The sequence below is a fragment of the Micromonospora antibiotica genome, from assembly GCF_017599305.1.
Lineage (GTDB): Bacteria > Actinomycetota > Actinomycetes > Mycobacteriales > Micromonosporaceae > Micromonospora > Micromonospora antibiotica.
Window position 1 is genome coordinate 321,912 of sequence record NZ_JAGFWR010000003.1, and the last position, 19,762, is coordinate 341,673.

General features: G+C 73.0%; 14 protein-coding genes. All 14 read right to left on the minus strand.

From position 1 onward, the window contains the following. Positions 1-128: 128 nt before the first annotated feature. Entirely contained in the window at positions 129-1,853 is a 1,725-nt protein-coding gene (locus tag JQN83_RS09630) for a condensation domain-containing protein (RefSeq protein WP_208566713.1), read from the minus strand. Between the two features lie 32 nt (positions 1,854-1,885). Then, the gene (locus tag JQN83_RS09635; protein ID WP_208566714.1) at positions 1,886-3,142 is read right to left on the minus strand and encodes a cytochrome P450; all 1,257 of its coding nucleotides are present in this window, start codon (positions 3,140-3,142) and stop codon (positions 1,886-1,888) included. A 31-nt stretch (positions 3,143-3,173) separates the two neighbouring features. Continuing rightward, positions 3,174-5,135: an ABC transporter ATP-binding protein gene (locus tag JQN83_RS09640; protein ID WP_244252073.1), complete on the minus strand. Its 1,962-nt coding sequence runs from the start codon at positions 5,133-5,135 to the stop codon at positions 3,174-3,176. Further along, positions 5,132-7,300 carry an ABC transporter ATP-binding protein gene (locus JQN83_RS09645; RefSeq protein ID WP_208566715.1) on the minus strand — a complete coding sequence of 723 codons (2,169 nt, stop codon included), beginning with the start codon at positions 7,298-7,300 and terminating at the stop codon, positions 5,132-5,134. The genes JQN83_RS09640 and JQN83_RS09645 overlap by 4 nt, the downstream gene beginning before the upstream one ends. After that, on the minus strand, positions 7,297-9,435 hold the full coding sequence (locus JQN83_RS09650; RefSeq protein ID WP_208566716.1) for an FAD-dependent oxidoreductase: 2,139 nt from the start codon (positions 9,433-9,435) through the stop codon (positions 7,297-7,299). Before JQN83_RS09650 ends, JQN83_RS09645 begins: the two co-directional genes overlap by 4 nt. Beyond that, positions 9,432-10,226, minus strand: coding sequence for an SDR family oxidoreductase (locus tag JQN83_RS09655; protein WP_208566717.1), 795 nt, complete (start codon positions 10,224-10,226; stop codon positions 9,432-9,434). Before JQN83_RS09655 ends, JQN83_RS09650 begins: the two co-directional genes overlap by 4 nt. Then, on the minus strand, positions 10,223-11,371 hold the full coding sequence (locus JQN83_RS09660) for an acyl-CoA dehydrogenase family protein (RefSeq protein ID WP_208566718.1): 1,149 nt from the start codon (positions 11,369-11,371) through the stop codon (positions 10,223-10,225). The genes JQN83_RS09655 and JQN83_RS09660 overlap by 4 nt, the downstream gene beginning before the upstream one ends. Beyond that, positions 11,368-14,634 carry a 3-phosphoshikimate 1-carboxyvinyltransferase gene (aroA, locus tag JQN83_RS09665; protein ID WP_208566719.1) on the minus strand — a complete coding sequence of 1,089 codons (3,267 nt, stop codon included), beginning with the start codon at positions 14,632-14,634 and terminating at the stop codon, positions 11,368-11,370. Before aroA ends, JQN83_RS09660 begins: the two co-directional genes overlap by 4 nt. Positions 14,635-14,655: 21 nt before the next feature. Then, complete coding sequence (locus JQN83_RS09670; RefSeq protein WP_244252074.1) at positions 14,656-15,558, minus strand: SDR family oxidoreductase; 903 nt, start codon at positions 15,556-15,558, stop codon at positions 14,656-14,658. Next, entirely contained in the window at positions 15,555-15,812 is a 258-nt protein-coding gene (locus JQN83_RS09675) for an acyl carrier protein (protein WP_208566720.1), read from the minus strand. The genes JQN83_RS09670 and JQN83_RS09675 overlap by 4 nt, the downstream gene beginning before the upstream one ends. A gap of 29 nt (positions 15,813-15,841) precedes the next feature. Beyond that, positions 15,842-16,972: a 4Fe-4S cluster-binding domain-containing protein gene (locus JQN83_RS09680; protein WP_208566721.1), complete on the minus strand. Its 1,131-nt coding sequence runs from the start codon at positions 16,970-16,972 to the stop codon at positions 15,842-15,844. A 10-nt stretch (positions 16,973-16,982) separates the two neighbouring features. Further along, positions 16,983-17,705 carry a Phenylacetic acid catabolic protein gene (locus tag JQN83_RS09685; protein ID WP_208566722.1) on the minus strand — a complete coding sequence of 241 codons (723 nt, stop codon included), beginning with the start codon at positions 17,703-17,705 and terminating at the stop codon, positions 16,983-16,985. Between the two features lie 163 nt (positions 17,706-17,868). Beyond that, positions 17,869-19,431 (minus strand): class I adenylate-forming enzyme family protein, encoded by a 1,563-nt coding sequence (locus JQN83_RS09690; RefSeq protein WP_208566723.1) that lies wholly within the window; start codon positions 19,429-19,431, stop codon positions 17,869-17,871. After that, on the minus strand, positions 19,424-19,672 hold the full coding sequence (locus JQN83_RS09695) for an acyl carrier protein (protein WP_208566724.1): 249 nt from the start codon (positions 19,670-19,672) through the stop codon (positions 19,424-19,426). The genes JQN83_RS09690 and JQN83_RS09695 overlap by 8 nt, the downstream gene beginning before the upstream one ends. Between the last annotated feature and the right edge of the window lie 90 nt (positions 19,673-19,762).

Here is a 19,762-nt window from a genome sequence, read left to right on the forward strand (position 1 = left end):
CGCTCTCCCGCCACCGAACGACCGATAGAACACTATCAGTCACCATCGACGTCCGGCAGCCGTCCACCGCACCGCCCGGCGCACCCGGACGGCCACCCCGGTCGGGCCGACCCCCGGGCCGCCACGCCCTACACATCACGCCCCGAGCCCCGGGCGAGCACGGGCAGGGCACGCCACGCGTCGGGCCCCGCACCGGGGGGCGGCGTCGACCCGCAGATCACGTACCCGGTCGGCGCGACGAGCCCCGGGCGGCCCGCCAGCGCGTCGAGGACCCGCCGGTGCAGTTCCGTGGGCGAACCCGGACCGGACACGTAGGCGGTGATTCCGCCGTCGGCCGCCGGTTCGGCGAAGGCCGTCGTCCCGGCCACCTCGCCGACCAGCTCCGCCACCGCCTGCGGGCGGACCCAGCCGGCCGGGGTGGACACCCAGTCGGGACCCCGCCGGGCCGGGGTCAGGCCGATCCGGTCGGCGATCTCGGCGACCCGGACCACACCGGTGACCGCCGCGCAGAGCAGGGTCTCGATGCCCCGGATGACGGTCTCGCCGAGCCCTCCGGGGAAGAAGGCCGTGTCGACCAGCAGTCCGAGCCGGCACCGGCCGTCCCCCTGGTTGCTGGCCGCGACGTAGAACCGCATGTCGCTCTTGGACAGCGGCTCCAGCCGCGAGTAACGGGAGCCCCGGCGCAGCTCGGTGAGGCGGTCCGGCCCCGGGTCCGGGTCGGCCGTCGCCCAGTCGCTGCCCCGGTGCCCGTTGTTGAAATAGGCCGACAGGTCGAACGTCAGGCCACGCCGCCGGCCCACCTCGTCGACCACCGTCCGCACCCCCGCCGGGTCGCACGGGGCCCGCCGGTACGCCTCGAACGCCGGCCGGTGCAGTTGCCGGATCGCGGTGAGCAGGTCGCCGTCCCCGTCGACCGGGTGCACCAGCAGGGCGTCCAACGTGTTCAGGGCGATCAGGTCGCGGCTGTCGCGGTCCAGGCGGTTGCCGGCGATCAACTTGAACACGGCGGTGCGGTGCCCGTTGTAGGCGGTCAGGACCAGCGTGGTCAGGCACAGCAGCACCGTCGAGAACGAGGTACGGGTCCGGGCGGCCAGCGCCGTCGCCGCCGCGGTGACGGCGGTGGAATCCAGCAGGTGCCGTTCGATGGGCTGATCGCCGGTCGCCGCGCGGGGCAGGTCGAACATCGAGGCCGGTGCGGTCGACAGGCCCTGCTCCCAGTGTCGCAGCCCCAGCCGGCTCTGCTGCCGGCCGGCCGCCGACTGCTGGTGGGCGGCCTGCGCCAACGGCTGCGCCCCGCTGCCGGTCGCCGGTGCCGGCGGTGCTGGCGGGTCGGCGAGTCGGGCGAGCAGCAGCGCGGTGAGGGTGTTGAAGGCCCACCCGTCGAACGCCAGGTGGGAGCCGACGAGCGCGACCGCGCTGATCCGGTCGGTCCGGTCCCGGGCACAGCCGACCCGCAGCGGCCATTCGGCCTCGTGGTCGAACGCCGTCGCGGTCAGGTCGGCGACGAGTTCGTCGCCGACCCGGGCCGGGTCGCCGTGGTCGTCGACCACCACGACGTCGTACGCCCCGGCTGCGGCCACCTGCTGCTGCGGCTGGTCGCCCCGCTCGACGTACCGGGTACGCAGGGTCTGGTGCGCCTCGACCAGGGCCCGCAGGGTGGCGTGCAGCCGGGCCGGCGCGACCGGTGTGGGCGGCACCAGGGACCGGCCGATGTTGAACTGGTTCGCCTCCTTGCCGAACCACTGCATCGGCCCCCACATCACGCTCTGCGCCCAGGTCAGCGGCGCGGTGGCGTACTCGCCCGTGGCGAACGGCACGCTGATCGTGGCGACGCCGGTGGTCGTGTCACGCACCCGGTCCCCCTGCGCACGGTCGTCGGTGCCCACTACGCCCGCCCCACCGACGCGTACGGACCGGACGAGCGCGGGGTCAACCGCAGCGGCAGGTGGTCGAGCCCCCGGAACGCCGGACTCTTGACCTTGACCAGCTCACCGATGAGCGCGATGTCGTCGGTGCGTTCGATGAGCATCCGCAGGAACGTGGTGGCCTGCAGGCGGGCGAGATGCGCGCCGACGCAGGTGTGGATGCCCGCACCGAAACCGAGGTGGCCGTCGGTCACCCGGTCGATCCGGTAGTCGTCGGGGTCGGGGAACTTGCGCGGGTCCCGGTTGCCGGCGGCGAACGACAGCTCCACCCGGGCCCCCTGCGGGATGGTGGTGTTGCCGACCACCACGTCGGTGGTGGCGGTACGGAAGACGTTCTGCACCGGTGGGTAGAACCGGGCGGTCTCCTCGATCGTCGGCCCGATCAGCTCCGGCCGCTCGCGCACCAGCCGGAACTGGTCGGGGTGGTTGAGCAGCGCGTCGAGCATGTTGCCCAAAAAGTGGGTCATCGTCTCCTGCCCGCCGACCAGCAGACTGAGGCACAGCCAGAGGATCTCGTTCTCGGTCACCCCGCCGGAGGCCGCGGCGGTGAACAGCTTCGACACCACGTCGTCGCGGGCCGGCTCGTCGCGCCGTCGGGTGAGCAGGTTGCCCAGGTACCCGGAGAGTCCGGCGACCGACGACAGGGCGGCCTTGGCCGCCTGCAACCGCAACGCGTTCTCGGTCGGATCGTCGGGAGCGTCCTCGCCGACCTTGGCGTTGGGGATGAAGCTCTCCAGCACGCCGGCGGTGAGCTTGAGCTTGGCGAGGTTGTCGTCGGGCACCCCGACGATGGTGGTGATGACCTTCACCGGTTGCAGGATGATCGCCTGCTGGACGAGGTCGATGTCGCCGGTGGCCACGGCCTCGTCGAGCAGCTCGCCGCAGACCTGCTCGATGAACGGCCGCCAGAACTGCACCCCGCGTGGGGAGAAGTCGTGCCGGATCAGGGCCCGCAGCCGGGTGTGGTCCGGCTGGTCGAGCCCGAAGAGCACCGGCAACGTCGAACGGTGGTAGGCGATCCCGTCGGCCGAGGACAGTGCGGCGTGGTTCTTCGCCGCCAACCGGACGTGCTCGTAGCGGATCACCAGCCACATGTCGCGCTGTGCCAGGTAGAGCGGCTCCTCGGCGCGCAGCAGCTCGGCGTAGGCGGGGTACGGGTCGTCCATGGACTCGGGCGAGAAGGGGTCGAACTCGTCGGTACGCGTCGCGCTGGTCACTGCCTTGTCCTCCGGAATCGATGGGGGCCGGTCACCGGTACGCCCTGGCCTGGAGTTCGAACATCTCGGCGTAGTGGCCGCCGGCGGCGAGCAGGTCGGCGTGGCTGCCGACCTCGGCGACGCCACCGTCGGCGAGCACCACGATCACGTCGGCCAGTTGCACGGTGGAGAACCGGTGGGACACGAACACGCTGACCGCGCCGGTCCGGCCGGCCACCTCGCGCGCCTGGTCGCGGTAGCGGGCGAACAACGCGTGCTCGGCCTCCGCGTCGAGCGCGGCGGTCGGCTCGTCCAGCACGACCAGCAGTGGGTCGTCGCGCATGAACGCCCGGCCGAGGGCGAGTTTCTGCCACTGCCCGCCGGACAGCTCGGCACCGTCGGTGTGGCTACGGCCGAGCGGGGTGTCCAGGCCGGCGTCGAGCTGCCCGATCAGGTCCTCGGCGCCGGCCCGGCCCAGCGCCGCCCGTACCGCCGGGTCGTCGTCGCGGCGCGGCAGGTCACCGACGCCGACGGTGTGCCGGGCCGGCAGCTCGAACCGGACGAAGTCCTGGAAACCGGCGGCGATCCGCTCACGCCAGCGCGGCACCGACAGCTCCCCCAGCTCGACCCCGTCGACGAGAATCCGGCCGGACGTCGGTGCCAGCAGGCCGCAGAGCAGTTTGACCACTGTGGTCTTGCCGGCGCCGTTCTCGCCGACGACGGCGACGGTGGCGCCCGCCGGCAGGTGCAGGTCGATGCCCGTGACCACCGGCTGCGACCCACCGGGGTAGCGCAGCGTCACCCCGGCCAGCCGGATGCCCTCCCGCAGCCGGGCCGGCGGCAGACCCGCACCCCCGGTGTCCCGGGCGGTGTCGCCGCCGGACGTCGGGTCGCCGCCCACCGACCACGCGTCGACCGACCCCGGGTGATCGACCGGAGACGGTTCGTCGACCGGGGTGGGCAGGTCGACCGACACGGGGTGGTCGACCGACGCGGGATGACCGGGCGCGGCGGCGTAACCGGGCGGCGCGGGGCGGTCGGCGGTACGCACCAGGTCGTGCACCTCGTCGAGCCGACGGTAGACGCTGCGCAGCCGCTGGAGGTCCTGCAACACCCCGACCGCCGCCGCGACCTGCTGATTGACCTGCGCCGCGATGGTGACGACCAGGATGACGTCACCCACCCCGCGCCGGCCGGCGACGGCGTCGCGCAGGATCACCAGGACCGCCCCGATGTAACCGGCCGTGAACGCCAACTGCCCGGTCATCCGCACCAGGCTCGCCACCAGCTGGGCCCGCCACAACCGTCGGGTGGCGTCCTGCCAGTGTCCGCGGTGCCGCCGCCGCACCTCGCCGGTCAGGCCGAAGATCCGCAACTCCTTGCCGGCGGCGGCATCGGTGCTGAGCCGGAACAGCCCGAGGGCGCGGCGGGTGGATTCGGCACCCCCCTCCCGGGCCCGGTTCACCATCCGCTCAGCCCGCCGCCCGGCCAGCAGCGGCGGCACGGCGGCCAACGGCAGCAGCAACAGCAACGGATGCAGTACGGCCAGCACCACCGTCGTCAGCGTCATCGCCACGGCCAGCCCGACACCGGTGAGTACGGCCTGGAGACCGACCCGGAGCTGTTGGACGTCCTGCTCCAACACGGTGATCTTGTCGGCGAAGTCGGGCCGCTCGACGTGCGCCATCCCGGACGACCCGTTGGTGACGTCCATCAGCTGCTGGTGCACGTGCAGGACGTCGAGTTCGGCGAGTTCGAAGTAGGCGATGTGGGCGAAGTGGCCGAGGGTCAGGCCGGCGATCAACAGGACCGCCACGCCGACGCCGGCGACGCCCGCGGTGACCGGCCGGCCGGCGGTGACCGCATCGAAGAGCACCCGCAGCAACACCGCCACCAGGGGCCACGCCACCGCCCCGGCGACGACCAGGGCCAGCGCGGTGAGCGCCTTGCGCCGGTCCTGGTGCAGCGACGTCCGCCACAGCGACCACCCGGCGGAGAGCAGCCCGCGGCTCATCGGGTGCTCCCCGGCGACCCGACGTCCGCCGCTGCGCCACCGGCAGCCAGCGGGCCACCGTCGAGATCGCCGTCCACCGCGCCACCGTCCACCGGGCCGGCCGTTGGCGGGCCGGCGGTTGGCGGGTCGGCGGTTGGCGGGTCGGCGGTTGGCGGGTCGGCGGTTGGCGGGTCGGCGGTTGGCGGGTCGGCGGTTGGCGGGTCGGCGGTTGGCGGGTCGGCGGTTGGCGGGTCGACGTCGGTGGCGTCGGACGTCACGGGGTCGGGGTGGGCGGCGAAGCGCTGCGCCTGGAGGCTGAACAGCCGGGCGTACCGGCCGCCCCGGCTGAGCAGTTCCTCGTGCGAACCCTGCTCCACCACCCGCCCCTGCTCCAGCACGACGATGTGGTCCGCCCGGCGTACGGTGGCGAACCGGTGCGAGATCAGCACCGTGGTGACCCCCGTGGTGGCGGCGATGATCTCGTCGAAGAACCGCGCCTCGGCCCGGACGTCCAGGCTCGCCGTCGGCTCGTCGAGGACCAGCACCGATGCGCCGTGCCGGACGGCGAACAGCGCCCGCGCGATGGCCACCCGCTGCCACTGCCCGCCGGACAGGTCCACCCCGTCGCGGAGCTGACCGGTCAGCGGGGTGTCCAGCCCCAGCGGCAACGCGTCGAGGGTGTCGAGGATGCCGGCGGCGTCGGCGGCGGCACGGATGCCCTCCCGGTCGTCGGCGTGGGCGATCGCACCCAACGCGATGTTGTCGGCGGCGCTGGTCTCGTAGCGCAGGAAGTCCTGGAAGATGACCGCCAGGTGGCGTCGCCAGTGTGCCGGCGGGAGGTCGTCGACCGGTGTCGCGCCGACGGTGATCCGGCCCGCGTCGGGCAGCGCCAGCCGGGACAGCAGCTTGACCAGGGTGGTCTTGCCGGCACCGTTGAGCCCGACGATCGCGGTGCACGCCCCGGCCGGCAGGGTGAGGTCCAGGTCGGTGAAGACCGGTGTGGTGCGGTGCGGGTAACGGAACGACACCGCCTCGAAGCGGATGTCCACCGGGCCGGCCGGCCGGTCGCCGGCCCGACCCGACGCAGGCTCGACGGCGGGGCCGGCGGCCACGTCCCCGGTGGCCGTCCGGTCGCGCATCCCGGCCCGGAACTCGCCCACCGCCCGGTAGGCGTTCATGCCGAACTGGGTCTGCACGTCGGCCTCGGGATAGAACTCCCCGAGCTGGACCGCCGCCAGCACGGCCTGGATCACCAGCGCCAGCCGGGTCAGCCCGACCTGCCCGTCGCCACCGGCCAGGCCCAGCGCGGCGAGCACGGCGACGAGCACCGTCAGTCCGACCGCCGTGTAGAGGAAGTAGGGCTTGAGGTAGACCCGTCGCCGCTGCGCCCACACCGGGCGCATCCAGTCCAGGTACGCCTCCCGGTACTGCTCACGCAACCACGGCAGCAGGCCGAAGATGCGGATCTCCTTGGCCGCCGGCCGGCCCATCGCCACACCCCGGAAGTAGGTCAGCCGGCGGATCCGGGCCACCACCGAACCGTAGATCGCCGCGTACCGGCGCAGGCCACCGCGTTGCCCGTGCCGGAACGCCAGCACGGCCACCAGCAGGCCCAGCCCCGCCGACCAGGCGAAGGCCGCTCCGACGATCACCGCGTACCCGAGGAGTTGTCCGTAGCGGGCGAGCAGGGCCAGCATCCCGGCACCCGCCGCCCCCGGACTCTGGATGCCGTGCTCGACCTCGCGGGACGCCTCGGTGAGCTGTTCGAGCAGCGCCTGGTCCTCCAGCGGGGTCGTGCTGACGCTGCTCAACGCCGCCGTCATCAGCTCGTCGGCCACCCACCCGTCGATCCGCCGCTGCACCAGCAGACCCGTGGCGACCTGCAGCTGGGCCAGCAGCTGCTGGGCGCTGAGCGCGCCCGCCGCCACCACGAACGCGGTCACCAGATGACCGAAGGCCGGCGCGTCGACGCCATCGCGGACCGCCTGCGGCAGCCACCCGATCATCCGGCTCGTCGCGACGACGAACAGCACGGGCGCGGCGGCGAGCAGCAGGTTGACCACCACGGCGGCACACACCGCCGGGCCACCCGCCCGGGGCAGCAACCTGACGATGCGCCACCGGTCCTCGGCGGTCCGCCGCAGCACCCCGGCCACGGTGTCGGGGTGCGTCGCGTCGGCGGTCATGCCGGCTCCCCGACCCGCAGGGCCCGACCGGTGCCGCGGGCGGCCCGCTGGAACGCCAACGCCGCGGCGTGCCCCTCGGCGATCGCCCGGACCGCGTCCAAGCCGACGGTGTCGCGGGCGCCGCCCACCACCCGGTGCCAGACCCCGACCCGGCGTACCGTCCGCACCAGGGCGTCGGCGGGCAGCTGGCCGGCGGCGACCACCACCGTGTCGGCGGGTACGGACCGGGCCGCGCCGGTGCCGTCGACCAGGTGCACGGCGTCGGGGTCGACACGCAGGCCCCGGACGCCCGTCACCACCGTCACCTGCCGGCGGCGCAACTCGGCGAGCACCGCCCACCGGGTGGAGCGTCCCATCCGGGGGGCGAGCCGGTCACCGCGCAGCAGGATGGTGACCTGCCGGGGCGGGCCGGCACCCGGCTCGCTGGCCAGGTGGGCCAGGTCCACGGCGATGCCACCGCCGCCGATCACGGCGACCCGCCGGCCGAGCGCGTCGTCGGTGAAGGCCGTGCCGTAGTCGCGCACGTGCGGCAGGGCCCCGCCGGGCAGGTCCGGCCGCCTCGGCACCACCCCGGTGGCGACGATCACCCCGTCGTAGCGGCGCAGCAGGTCCTCGTCGGCCCCGGCGACCGGCCGGCCGGTGTGCAGCACCACGCCCAGCCGGGTCAGCTCGGCGGTGAGGAACCGGATCGTCTCGGCGTAGTCGGCCTTGCCGGGCACCCGGCAGGCCAGCCGGAACTGCCCGCCGGGTTCGCGGTCCGCCTCGTAGACGGTGACCCGGTGCCCGGCCAGGGCCAGGTCGTGGGCGGCGCGCAGCCCGGCGGGACCCGCACCGACCACCGCCACCGCCCGGGACCCGGCCACCGCCCCGACCCGCACCACCGGCCCGGCGCGGGTCACCGGCTCGACGTGGATCACCGGCTCGGCCGGCATCGGCAGGTCGGCCGAGCCGGTCGGGTCGGTCGAGGCCGGCAGTTCGGCCGAGGCCGTCGGGTCGGTCCCGGCCGGCGCGGCACCGGACCCGGGGTCGGCCTCCCGGCCGACGAGCGGATTGACCATGCAGGACACCACCGCACCGACCAGCGAACGGTCTATGCATGCCTGGTTGCAGGCCACACAGATGTTCACCGGGCGGCCCGCACGGCTGCGCTCGACCAGCGCCGGGTCCGCCAGGAACGGCCGGGCCATCGACACCAGGTCCAGTGTGGTGCCGGCCAGGATCGCCTCGGCCTGCGTCAGCCGGTTGATCCGGTTGCTGGCCAGTACGGGCAGCCCGCCCACGGCGGCCTTGACCACCGACGCCACCGGCACCCAGTGCCCCGGCGGCACCACCGCCTGCACCGTCGGGACGGGTGACTCGTGCCAGCCGACGCCGACGTTCAACGCGTCGGCACCGGCGGCGACGAGCGCCCGCGCGTACTGCGCCACCGTGTCCCGGTCGGTGCCGCCGGGCAGCAGGTCGTCGCCGGTCATCCGCATCACCACCGGGAAGTCGGCGCCCACCGCGGCGCGGACCGCCCGCACCACGGCCACCCCGAACCGCATCCGGCGCTGCGGATCGCCGCCCCACTCGTCGTCGCGCCGGTTGGTCAACGGGGAGAGGAACTGGTCGATCAGATAGCCCTCCGAGCCCATGATCTCCACGGCGCTGAAGCCGAGGTCCCGGGCATGGTGTGCGCCCCGGGCGAAGTCCTCGACGATCCGGGCGACCCCGGCGGCGGGCAGCGCGTCCGGGGTGAGCCGGGAGATCGGGCTGGGCACCGCCGACGGGGCGACCGGGCGGGGACCGTCGGCCGCCGGCCGGGCGTACCGTCCGGCGTGGAACAGCTGGAGGGCGAGCAGGCCACCGGCCGCGCCGACCTCACCGGCGACCCGGCGCAGCCGGTCCCGGAAGGCGGCGTCGTCGAGCACCCCGAAGCCGGGCACGTCGGCACCGGCGGCGCTGACCGCAGCACCCCCGGTGACCATCAGCCCGGCACCCCCGGCGACCCGGGCCAGATAGAACGCCGCCAACGCCCGACCGTCGTCGTCCCGGTTCTCCCAACCCAGGTGCATCGCCCCCATCACGATCCGGTGCGGCAGCGCCAGCCGACCGATGCGGCCGGGACGCAACACCCGCTCCAGCCCGGTCGTCATGCCAGCGGACCGCTCAGGTCCCGGGTGAACGGCGGCGCGACGATCGACAGCCCGCCGTCCACCACCAGGGTCTGCCCGGTGACGTACTCGGCGGCCGGGGAGAGCAGGAAGGCGATCACGTCGGCGACCTCCTGGGCGGTGCCCATCCGCTGCTTGGGGATCAGCGGCAGCACCCCCGACAGCGGGGCCATGCCGGGCACGTCGTAGAAGTAGCCCGACGACTCGGTCTCGATGATGCCGCCGTTGACCGCGTTGACGTTGATGCCCCGGCCGGCGAACTCCACGGCCATGTACCGCACCCACGCCTCGATCGCGGCCTTGGCCGCACCCAGGTTCGCGTACGTCGGGTAGGCGCGGATGCTGCCGTAGCTGGACAGCGCGACGATCCGGCCGCCGTCGGGCATCAGCCGCACCGCCTGCTGCGCGCCCAGCACGAACGAGCGCATGTTCATCGCGTACGACCGGTCCAGGTGGTGCGGCTTGAGGTCCATGATGTTCTTGAAGGAGCTGGCCGCCGCGTTGCACACGAAGTAGTCGAGGGTGCCGAACTCCCGCTCGACCACCGCGAAGAGCCGTTCGATCTCCTCGGGTTGCTCCACGTCGGCGGCGACGGCGACGGCCCGCCCCCCGAGCTGCTCGATCTCCTTGCGGACCTGCTCGGCGAGTTCGGCGTTCTTCTTGTAGTTGACCACCACCGAGGCGCCGCCCCGGGCCAGGGTGAGCGCCAGCGCCCGACCGATGCCCCGGGAGCTGCCGGTGATCAGGGCGGTACGCCCCTGGTAGCCGGTCATCGTCCGGCCGCCAGGATCTCCCGGGCGATCACGGTCTTCTGGATCTCGTTGGTGCCCTCCTCGAAGCGCTGCGCGCGGGCGTCGCGGTAGACCCGTTCGATGGTGCTGCCCTCCCAGTAGCCGATGCCGCCGTGCGCCTGCAACGCCTTGTCGGTGACCCGGGTCAGCATGTCCACCGCGACCAGCTTGGCCATCGAGGACAGCGCCCCGGCGTCGCTCTGGCCCGCTTCCCAGCGGCGGGCGGCGTGCAGGGTGAGCTGCCGGGCGGCCTCGATGTCGGCGGCGTTCTCGGCGAGCGCGAACGCGACCGCCTGCCGGGCCGCCAGCGGTTTGCCGAAGGTGACCCGGTTGCCGGCGTGCTCGACGGCCAGCTCCTGCGCCCGACGGGCCAGCCCCACGCAGGTCATCGCCACGCCGATCCGGCTCGGGGTGAGGAAGCCGCCGAGCGCGACGGCCAACCCGTCGCCCTCCTCGCCGAGCCGGTTGGCGACCGGCACGGGCGCCCGGTCGAAGGTCAGGTGCGCGTGGTCGGTGCCGCGTACACCCATGGTGTCGGGCATCGGTTGGACCCGGACGCCCTCGACGTTCCGGTCCACCATCAGCGCCACCGTGCCGTCCTTGCCGGTGCTGCCCGCGCACCGGGCGAACAGCAGCCAGTAGTCGCAGCTCACCCCGAAGGTGATGAGGTGCTTCTCCCCGCTGAGCAGGTAGCTGTCGCCGTCGCGGGTCACGCTGGCGCGCAGGTCGGCCCCGGTGCCGGCGGTCGGTTCGGTGAGCGTGAACGCGACCCGCAGGTCCCCGGCGACCTGCGGCAGCACGAACTTCTTGCGTTGCTCGTCGGAGGCGAACTGGTCGATGGAGCGCCACACCCCGTTGGACACGTGCACGATCATCCGCAGCGAGGCGTGCGACATCGAGAACAGTTCGAGCAGGTGCAGGTACTGGGTGAAGGACAGGCCGGCCCCGCCGTAGTCGACCGGCGCGGCGAGGCGCAGGTAGCCCCGGTCACGCAGGTCGGTCCAGAGCTGCGCGGGGACACTACGGTCGCGTTCGATCACCGTCGCGTACGCCTCGCCGGGGCCCCGGACGAACGCCTCGACCTCGCGGGCCAACGTCTCGAACGACGTGCCATCGGCCTGGGTCACTCTGCCTCCTCGCCGATCGTTGCGCTGATCTGGTCACGCAACACGAACTTCTGCACCTTGCCGACCACGTTGCGGGGCAGCGCGGTGACGGTCTCCAGCCGCTCGGGCCAGTACTGTTTGGCGACCTTGTGGCCGTCGAGGAACCGCTGCATCTCGGCGAAGCCGAATGCCCCGCGGGTCACCACGAACGCACAGGCCCGTTCGCCGAGGCGGGGGTCGGGCATCGCCACGATCGCCACCTCGCGCACGGCGGGGTGGGTGTGCAGCAGTTGCTCCACCTCCGCTACCGGGATCTTCTCGCCGCCCCGGTTGACCACGTCGGTCACCCGGCCGGTGATCCGCAGGTAGCCGGCGTCGTCGATGGTGGCCAGGTCGCCGCTGCGGTACCAGCCGTCCGGGGTGAGCGCCGCCGCGGTCAGGTCGGGGCGGTCGAGGTAGCCGGCGAACAGGCAGTCCCCGGCGACCTCGAAGTTGCCCTCCACGCCGGGGCCGAGGACGGTGCCGGCGTCGTCGGTCACCCTGATCCGGATCCCCTCCAGCGCCCGCCCGTCGGTGCCCCAGGCGTGTGCCGGCGCGTCGGTCGGCGCACCGAGCGTGCCGAGGCACGATTCGGTGGAGCCCCAGGCCCCGCAGACCGCCGCGCCGAGGGTCCGGGTGGCGTGTTCGGCGAGGTTGCGGGGCACCGCCGCGCCGGTGGCGACGAAGACCCGCAGCGCCGGTGGTGGCTGCCCGCCCGTCTCCACGGCCTCGACGAGGTCGGCGAGGAAGGGGGTGGCCGCCTGGACGAAGGTGGAACGGGTGTGGTGCAGCGTCTCCAGCGCGGTCCGGCCGTCCCAGAGCGGTTGAAGCACCACGGGTGCGCCGATGGTGAAGCCCAGCCACATGCCGTAGAGGAAGCCGGTCTGGTGGGCCAGCGGTGACGGGATGAACAACCGGTCGGCGGCGGTCAGGCCGAGGTGCCGGGCCTGCATCGCGGCGGCCCGGGTCAGCGTGTCGACGCGGTGCAGCACGCCCTTCGGCTCCCCGGACGTGCCGGAGGTGAACATCAGCTGGGCCAGCGCCGCCGGGTCGGGCCGGTGGGCGGCCGGTGCCGCGCCGTCGGGACGCTGCCGGGCCAGCGCCGGGCCGAACCACTGCCAGCGCAGGTCCGTGGTGTCCGCCGGCAGTCCGGCGGCGTCGGCCGGTGCGGCGGTGCCGGCCGGGATGACGGTGCCGTCGGGGCTGGTATGGCTGTCCGGGATGACGGTGCCATCGGCGGTGGTGTGGCCGTCCGGGGTGGTGTGGCCGGCGACGACGAGGACGTGGGCCACGCCCGGGGCGTCCGGGCCGGCCAGCATCGCCGCGGTCTCGGCGAGGTGCGCGCGACCCCGGAACCGGTCGGGGACCACCAGCACCCGGGCCCGGGAGCGGCGCAGCAGCCGGCCCATCTCGCGTTCCCGGAAGAACGGCATCAGCGGGCAGCAGACCGCGCCGATCCGGGTGGTGGCCAGCGTGAGCACCACGAACTCGGTCCAGTTCGGCAACTGCCAGGCGACCACCTCGCCGGGGCCCACCCCCAGCTCCCGCAGCAACGACGCCGCCTGGTCGGCCCGGCGGTCCAACTCGCCCCAGCTCAGCGTGGTGCCGGGCCGCCCCGGCGAGGCCGCCTCGATCACGGCCTCGGCGTCGGGGCGCGCACCGGCGTGCCGACGGACCAGCTCGGCGACGGGTGTCTCGGCCAACCGCGACGGTGACGGCAGCGCCACCGACCGCCCCCGTGCCGACACCCCGACCGACGACGTCGGCGTCACCACCGGTGGGGTCGGTGCCGATACCCCGACCGACGACGTCGGCGTCGGTGCCGGCGTCACACCCGGTGGTGTCCCGGCCGGTGACACCGGGGACGGGCGGGCCGGCCGCGGGTGGTCGGGGCGTAACCGACCGGCCGGCTCGCCGGCGGCGGGTCGGGGCAGGCGGCGGGCGCGGGCCCGGTCGACCGACATGTTGAGGCCGACGGCGTTCATCTGGTCGAGGAACTGCGGGAAGGAGATCCGGTGGGCGTTCGGGTAGGTCAGCCGGGTCTCGCCGGTGGCCCGGGAGGCGGCCACCGCCAGCGCCATCAACACCCGGTGGTCGTTGAACGAGGACAGGTCGGCCTCCCGCAACTGCCCGACCCCCTCGCAGACGAGCCGGTCGCCGTCGAGCCGCAGCCGACCGCCCATCCGGTTGAGTTGCAGCATCGCCGTCACCCGGTCGGACTCCTTGAGCCGTACGTGGGCCACGTTGTCCAGCACGGTGGTGCCGTGCGCGTGGGAGCCGAGGACGCTGAGCACCGGCAGCATGTCGGGCACCGCGCGGCAGTCCACCCGCACCGGGGCCAGCCGTAGCCCGTCGTGGCGCACCCTGATCCAGCCGGTCGCCGGGTCACGGGTCAACGGCACGCCCATGGTGGTGAGGCTGTCCAGCAGGTGCGCCTCCGGATGGTCCAGCTCCCCGGCGGGGACCGCCGGCAGGCCCCGGAACAGCACGTCGGACGGGTGCAGGGCGGTCGCGGCCAGGCCGAACGCGGCGGCGCCGACGTCCGGGGGCAGCCGTACCACCGCCGGGGTGGGCCGCTGGCCGGCCTCGACGTCGTACCGGCGGCCGTCGCCACTGACCTGCACGTGCAGGCCGAACTGGCGCATCATCGCGACCGTCAGGTCGACGTAGGACCGCTCGTTGAACTCACCGACCACCTCGATCGTGGTGGGCCCGGTGGCGAACGGGCTGACCAGCAGCAGGCTGGAGATCCACTGGGAGAGGGTGCCGGGGATCCGCACCCGGCCCCCGGTCGGCGGGCGGGCGGCAACCCGGATCGGCAGCAGTCCGCCGGTCGAGCTGATCTCCACACCGATGCCGGCGAGGGCGTCGAGCAGCGGGCGGATCGGCCGCCGTCGGAAGTACTTCTGCCCGGTGATGCCGACCGGGGTGTCGGCCAGGGCGGCCAGCCCGGTGAGGAAGTAGAGCGTGGTGCCGGAGCTGCCGACCGAGATCTCCGGCCGCACCGGACGGTACCGGCCGCCGCGCACCACGAAGGCGTCGTCCTCGACGGTGACGGCCGTGCCGAGGTCACGCAGCGCCCGGATGGTGTGCTGCACGTGACCGGCGTGGCAGGCGCCGTGGATGCGACTGGTCCCGTCGGCCAGCGACGCGAGCATCAGCGCCCGGTGCGCGTGGTACTTCGACGCCGGGACGTCGAACTCCCCCACGAGTGGCTCGGCCGTGCCTTTGATGACGAGACGCACAGTCCCTCCCCGCAGTGTGTGTCAGCCGGCGGTGTCTGGTGGCGACGGTGCCGCCGGAGCCGGGGCTGGCCCCGGGGCCGCAGCCGGTCCGGGGGCCGCAGCCGGTCCGGGGGCCGCAGCCGGTCCGGGGGCCGCGACGCCGCCGAAGACGGCGTGCATGCCGCCGTCGGCGTGCACCACCTGCCCGGTGGTGTACCGGGACAGGTCCGACAGCAGGAACAGCACCGCCCCGACCACCCGGGCCGGGTCGGCGCGGTCCCAGCCCAGCGGCGCCCACCGCTCGTACTGGTCGGCCAGGGCGGAGAAGGTGCGCACCCCGCGCGCCGACACGGTCTCGACCGGCCCGGCGGCGACGAGGTTGACCCTGATCCCGGTCGGGCCGAGGTGCATCGCCAGGTAGCGGCAGACCGCCTCCAGCGCCGACTTGTAGACCCCCATCCACCCGTATCCGGGCAGCGCCCGGGTCGAGTCGACGGTCAGCCCGACCACCGCACCGCCGCCGGGGGCCTGGCTCAGCAGCGGCGACAGCGCGGTGGTGAGCTGCTGGAACGAGTACGCCGACGCGCGGAACCCGTCGAGCACCCCACCGGCTGCGGCGGTGACGAACCCGGCCCCCAACGCGTCCGGTGGGGCGGCGGCGATGCTGTGCAGCACCCCGTCGAGCTGCCCCCAGCGGCTGCCGATCGCCTCGGCCAGCTCGTCGACGCTCGCGTCGGACATCACGTCCAGTTCGAGCACCTCGGGGCGGGACGGCAGCAGCTCGGCCACCCGTCGGGTGATCCGGCCGACCCGCCCGTACGAGGTGAGGATGACCTCGCAGCCCTCCCGTTGCAGGGCCGCCGCCACGTGCCAGGCGATGGACTCGTTGTTGAGGACCCCGGTGACCAGGTAGGTGCGCTTGTCCAGGCTCAGCAACGAGCTCAACGCGACGCGCCCGCCACGATCCGCTCGACGAGTTGACCGACGGTGACGTCCGCGAGTTCGCTGCGCGGGATCTCCACCCCGTACTCCTTGACGACCATGGCCATCAGGTCGGCCACGTCGAGCGAGTCGATGTCGAGCGCGTCGAACTTGGCGTCGGCGCTGATCGCGTCCTCCTCGACGCCGAGGTCGATCAGTTCGGCGCGCAGGCGCTCCTCGACGGCGGGGGCGGTGATCTCAGTCGATGGAGAAGACATCCGGTGCTCCTTTTCTCGGTGCGGGTCGCCTAGGCGGCGAGCGGGGCCTGGCGGGCGAGGTTGGTGTGGTGCCGTTGCGCCCAGTACCACTGCCGCCAGTAGCTCTCGGCCAGCTCCAGCCAGGTCTCCAGCCGGCCGCTGTCGTCGAGGAAGCGGTTCATGCTGACCAGCAGCCAGCTGTAGACGCCCTGGCTGTCCCGGCAGTCCGCGCAGTTGCCGGAGGTACAGCAGAACTGGAGGGTCTGGTAGTCGGCACCGTAGACGGCGAAGCCGTCCAGGACCGGGTTGCCGTTGCGGATCCGCTCGGCGTGGTCCGGGTGGTCCACGCTGATGCTGGGGCAGACGTCGTAGCCGAACTGGCCGTCCCAGTGGGTGCGACCGGTGATCAGCGCCTCGATGAAGTACGGGTGGCAGACCACCGTCTCGGGGTACGCCTGCTTGACCCGGAGCGCCTCGGCGAGGGTGCGCTGCTCGTTCTCGATGCGCAGGGCGTGGTCGCTGCCGTGGGCGGAGTAGAAGTTGAAGGTGACCTGGTTGCCGTTGTCCTGGATGGCCCGGACGGTCGGCTCGACGTACTGCAGACCCTCCTCCGACAGCGCGTACACGAAGATCACCCGGGGGTCGTTGCGGTAGTGCCCGAGGGCGGTCTCGAACAGCCCGGAGAACGACGAGCCGTTGACCCGGTAGCCGCGCAGCGCGTCGTCGAGCGGGCCGCCACCGAACAGGCTGATGGCGACCGCGACCTGCTCGAAGCCGACCATGGGCAGCGGCCGGATGCCGTTGGTGGAGATGGTCACGTACGGCAGCCGCTCGACGAACGGCACCACCCGGGGCAGGACCAGGGTCGGCTCGCCGCCGATCAGGGTCGCCTGGGTGACGCCCTTGGCCACGAGCGAGTCCACGAACCGGGAGATCAGCTCCGGGTCGGAGGTCTCGGGGACGGCCGCGTCGAAGCCGCCCTCGAAGTACCAGCACCCCTTGCACCGGATGTTGCAGGTGGTGGTGAGGTGCACCTCGGTCGCGCTGACCCGGCGGCCCATGTCCCGCACGACCTGCAACCGCGCGGCCAGGTCGGGGCGGTCGGCCAGCAGGGACGCCAGACGGGTCTTTGCCTCCCGCCGGGACAGCGGACGGGGATTGATCGCGATGGGAGTGGGCATGACCGTCCTCTCAGGTGCCTGCGGACGGGACGACGAGCCCCAGTGCGTGGATCCGGGGAACGACGGTGTCCTCCCACTGCTGCAAGGCCTCGCCGTTGGTGGTGCGGCGCAGGCCGTACCGGACCGCCCGCTTGGAGCGCTCGGATTCGGGCGTGCCGAACAGGTCGCGGAACACCGGCCAGAGCCGGTCCAGCGCGGCCTGCAACTGCTCGCGCCCCTCGTCGGTGGTGGCGAGGTTGCGGCAGACCCGGGCACCGTGCGCGATGTGGATCTTCTCGTCCAGGATGATCGTCCGGACCGCGTCCGCCCACGGTTTGTAGCTGCCCTGGGCGAACTCCTTGATCATGATCAGGGCGCTCTCCTCGCCGATGTAGGAGTAGATGCCCCGCTCGGCCCAGGTGGTGCACTGGTGCAGCCGCTTGTCGGCGAAGAGCCGACGCTCCTCGATGGTCTGGCTCTCCATGTGCGAGGTGTCGATGCCGATCTCGGCCAGCACCCGCTTACCGATCTTGTAGTGGTCGTACTCCTCGGCGGCCCGCTCGGCGCAGACCTGACGCTCCTCGGCGTTGGGCGCCAGCGGCAGGAACATCATCGTGTAGTCGTCGCCACCGGAGAGCTCACCCTCCGTATTGATCATGATTTGACTGATCAGTGCCTTCTGGTAGGCCCGAGGCATCCGCTTCAGCTCTTCGGGGGTACGGACCACCACTTCTTCGTCGTCAAGGATCTCCACCGACATAACGCAGACCGCCTCCTGTCGCCATTCACACCCGCAAATTACGGAAAAGGGGACACCGGCGCTGCCGCGCCGCCACGACGGACCCGGGACGACTCCCGGTGACCCGATCCCCTGCGAATATTCCCCCGTTCCTCCTCGCCCGCCACCGACGGTGACGTCAGGTCAGGTTCTCGATCGCCAGCCTGCGCACGTCCGACCTTTGGATCTTGCCGAGCGGAGTACGCGGAAAACTGTCGACCCCGATCTCCTTGAGCGGCACGAACCGGCGCGGCACCTTGAAGGCGCTGAGCTGTTTCAGCAACAGCGCACGCCATTCGTCGTCCCGGGCCTCCGCGCCGGGCAGCAGGGTGTAGACCAGCACCAGCTCCACCCCCGTCACCGGGTGCGGCAGCGCGGCGACCACCGCGTCTTCGATCCCGTCGAGCTGCGGCACGACGTTCTCGATCTCGGCGGGATAGACGTTCTCCCCGCTGACGATGACCATGCTGTCCATCCGGTCGACGATGGTCAGCTCACCGCGTTCGTCGAGGTGGCCGAGATCGCCGCTGCGGACCCAGCCGTCGACCAGCCGCCCGGCGGTGAGTTCCGGCGCCTGCTCGTACCGGGTGAAGATGCTCGGCCCGCGCATCAGCACCTCGCCGCTCTCCCCCGGCGGGACGTCCCGGCCGGCCTCGTCGACGACCCGCACCTGGGCGAACGGCACCGGCAGCCCGGCCGTACGGCGGTCGGCCGGCCGACGGTCCCGGGGCTCCACCACCGTCAGGGAGGTCATCTCGGTCATGCCGTAGACCTGGAACACCGGGATGTCGAAGGTGGCCTCGAACCGGTGGATCAGCTCGGGGCTGAGCGCCGAGCCACCGGCGAGGACCCCCTTGAGCCGGCTGGCGGCCGGTCGTTGCGGTCGTTCGACCAGGTGCGCGAGGTAGGCGTTGACCACCAGGGTCCAGGTGGGCCGGAACCGGTCCACGTAGGTCCAGAACCGGGCCAGCGCCACCTCCGAGCGGACGCAGACCGAGCGCCCACCGGACCACAACGGCGTCAGCGTGGGCAGGCCCTGCCCACCGACGTGCAGCATGGGGATGACGTTGAGGAAGACGTCGTCGCGGCCCGCGTCGGCCCACTTCACCATGGCCAGCGAGTTGGCCAGCAGGGCGCGGTGCGACAGCACCACCCCCTTGGCCGCGCCGGTCGAACCGGAGGTGTACACGATCTCGGCGTCCCCCGCCGCGCCGCCCGGAGGTGCGGGCAGGTCCCCCGGGTGCGCGACGCCCCGGTCGAGGACCTCGGTGAGGAACACCTCCGCGTCGTCGACCGGCAGCCAGCGCCGGCCGGGCGACGCCTTCGCGGCGGTCGCCGACGGACCGAGCACCAGCCTGACGTCGGCGTGGGCGAGCAGGGTGTCCAGCTCGGCCGGGCCGGACTTCGGGTTCAGCGGCACCAGCATCCGCCCGGCGGCGATGATCCCGAGGAAGAGCAGCGCGGCCAGCGAGGAGTTGTGCAGGACCACGGCCACCCGGCCGCCCGGTGGCACCCGGTGCTCGTCGAGCAGCGCCGCACAGCCCCGGGTGAAGGTCAGCACGTCGGTGAAGCTGACCACCCGCCCGCCGGGCTCCGCCGGGAGCAGGTACGGGTCGTCGCCGTAGGCCGCCGCGGCCTGGGAGACGAGGTCCAGCAGGTTCGCCGTGACGGTGAGATCCGGCTCGACCAGCGGACTAGGCATGCGACTCGTCGCGGACGGCGGACCCCTCGACGACGGCGCAGAGCCGGTTGACCGTGGGCGTGTCGAAGATGACGTCGACCACGTCCACCCCGTACGCCGCCTCGACCCGGGTCACGATCTCCACCGCGCCCACCGAGTCCATGCCGAGCTCGACGAGATCGTCGTCGGGGCCGACGGTGGCCCTGTTCAACACGTCGGCGCAGATCGAGGTCATGTTCTCATGAAGATCGGTCGTGGTCACTGAAGCGGTCCCCCCATGTCAGATCACCACACGGGCCACGGCAACGTTGCGGCAGCGGTCCCTTCCCCCAACTCTCGGGACTCGTCGGGA

Excerpts from the sequence above, each read along its gene's own strand:
- JQN83_RS09640 (WP_244252073.1), bottom strand. The coding sequence starts at position 5,135 with ATGAGCCGCGGGCTGCTCTCCGCCGGGTGGTCGCTGTGGCGGACGTCG.
- JQN83_RS09645 (WP_208566715.1), bottom strand. The coding sequence starts at position 7,300 with ATGACCGCCGACGCGACGCACCCCGACACCGTGGCCGGGGTGCTGCGG.
- JQN83_RS09650 (WP_208566716.1), bottom strand. The coding sequence starts at position 9,435 with ATGACGACCGGGCTGGAGCGGGTGTTGCGTCCCGGCCGCATCGGTCGG.
- JQN83_RS09655 (WP_208566717.1), bottom strand. The coding sequence starts at position 10,226 with ATGACCGGCTACCAGGGGCGTACCGCCCTGATCACCGGCAGCTCCCGG.
- JQN83_RS09675 (WP_208566720.1), bottom strand. The coding sequence starts at position 15,812 with ATGTCTTCTCCATCGACTGAGATCACCGCCCCCGCCGTCGAGGAGCGC.
- JQN83_RS09680 (WP_208566721.1), bottom strand. The coding sequence starts at position 16,972 with ATGCCCACTCCCATCGCGATCAATCCCCGTCCGCTGTCCCGGCGGGAG.
- JQN83_RS09690 (WP_208566723.1), bottom strand. The coding sequence starts at position 19,431 with ATGCCTAGTCCGCTGGTCGAGCCGGATCTCACCGTCACGGCGAACCTG.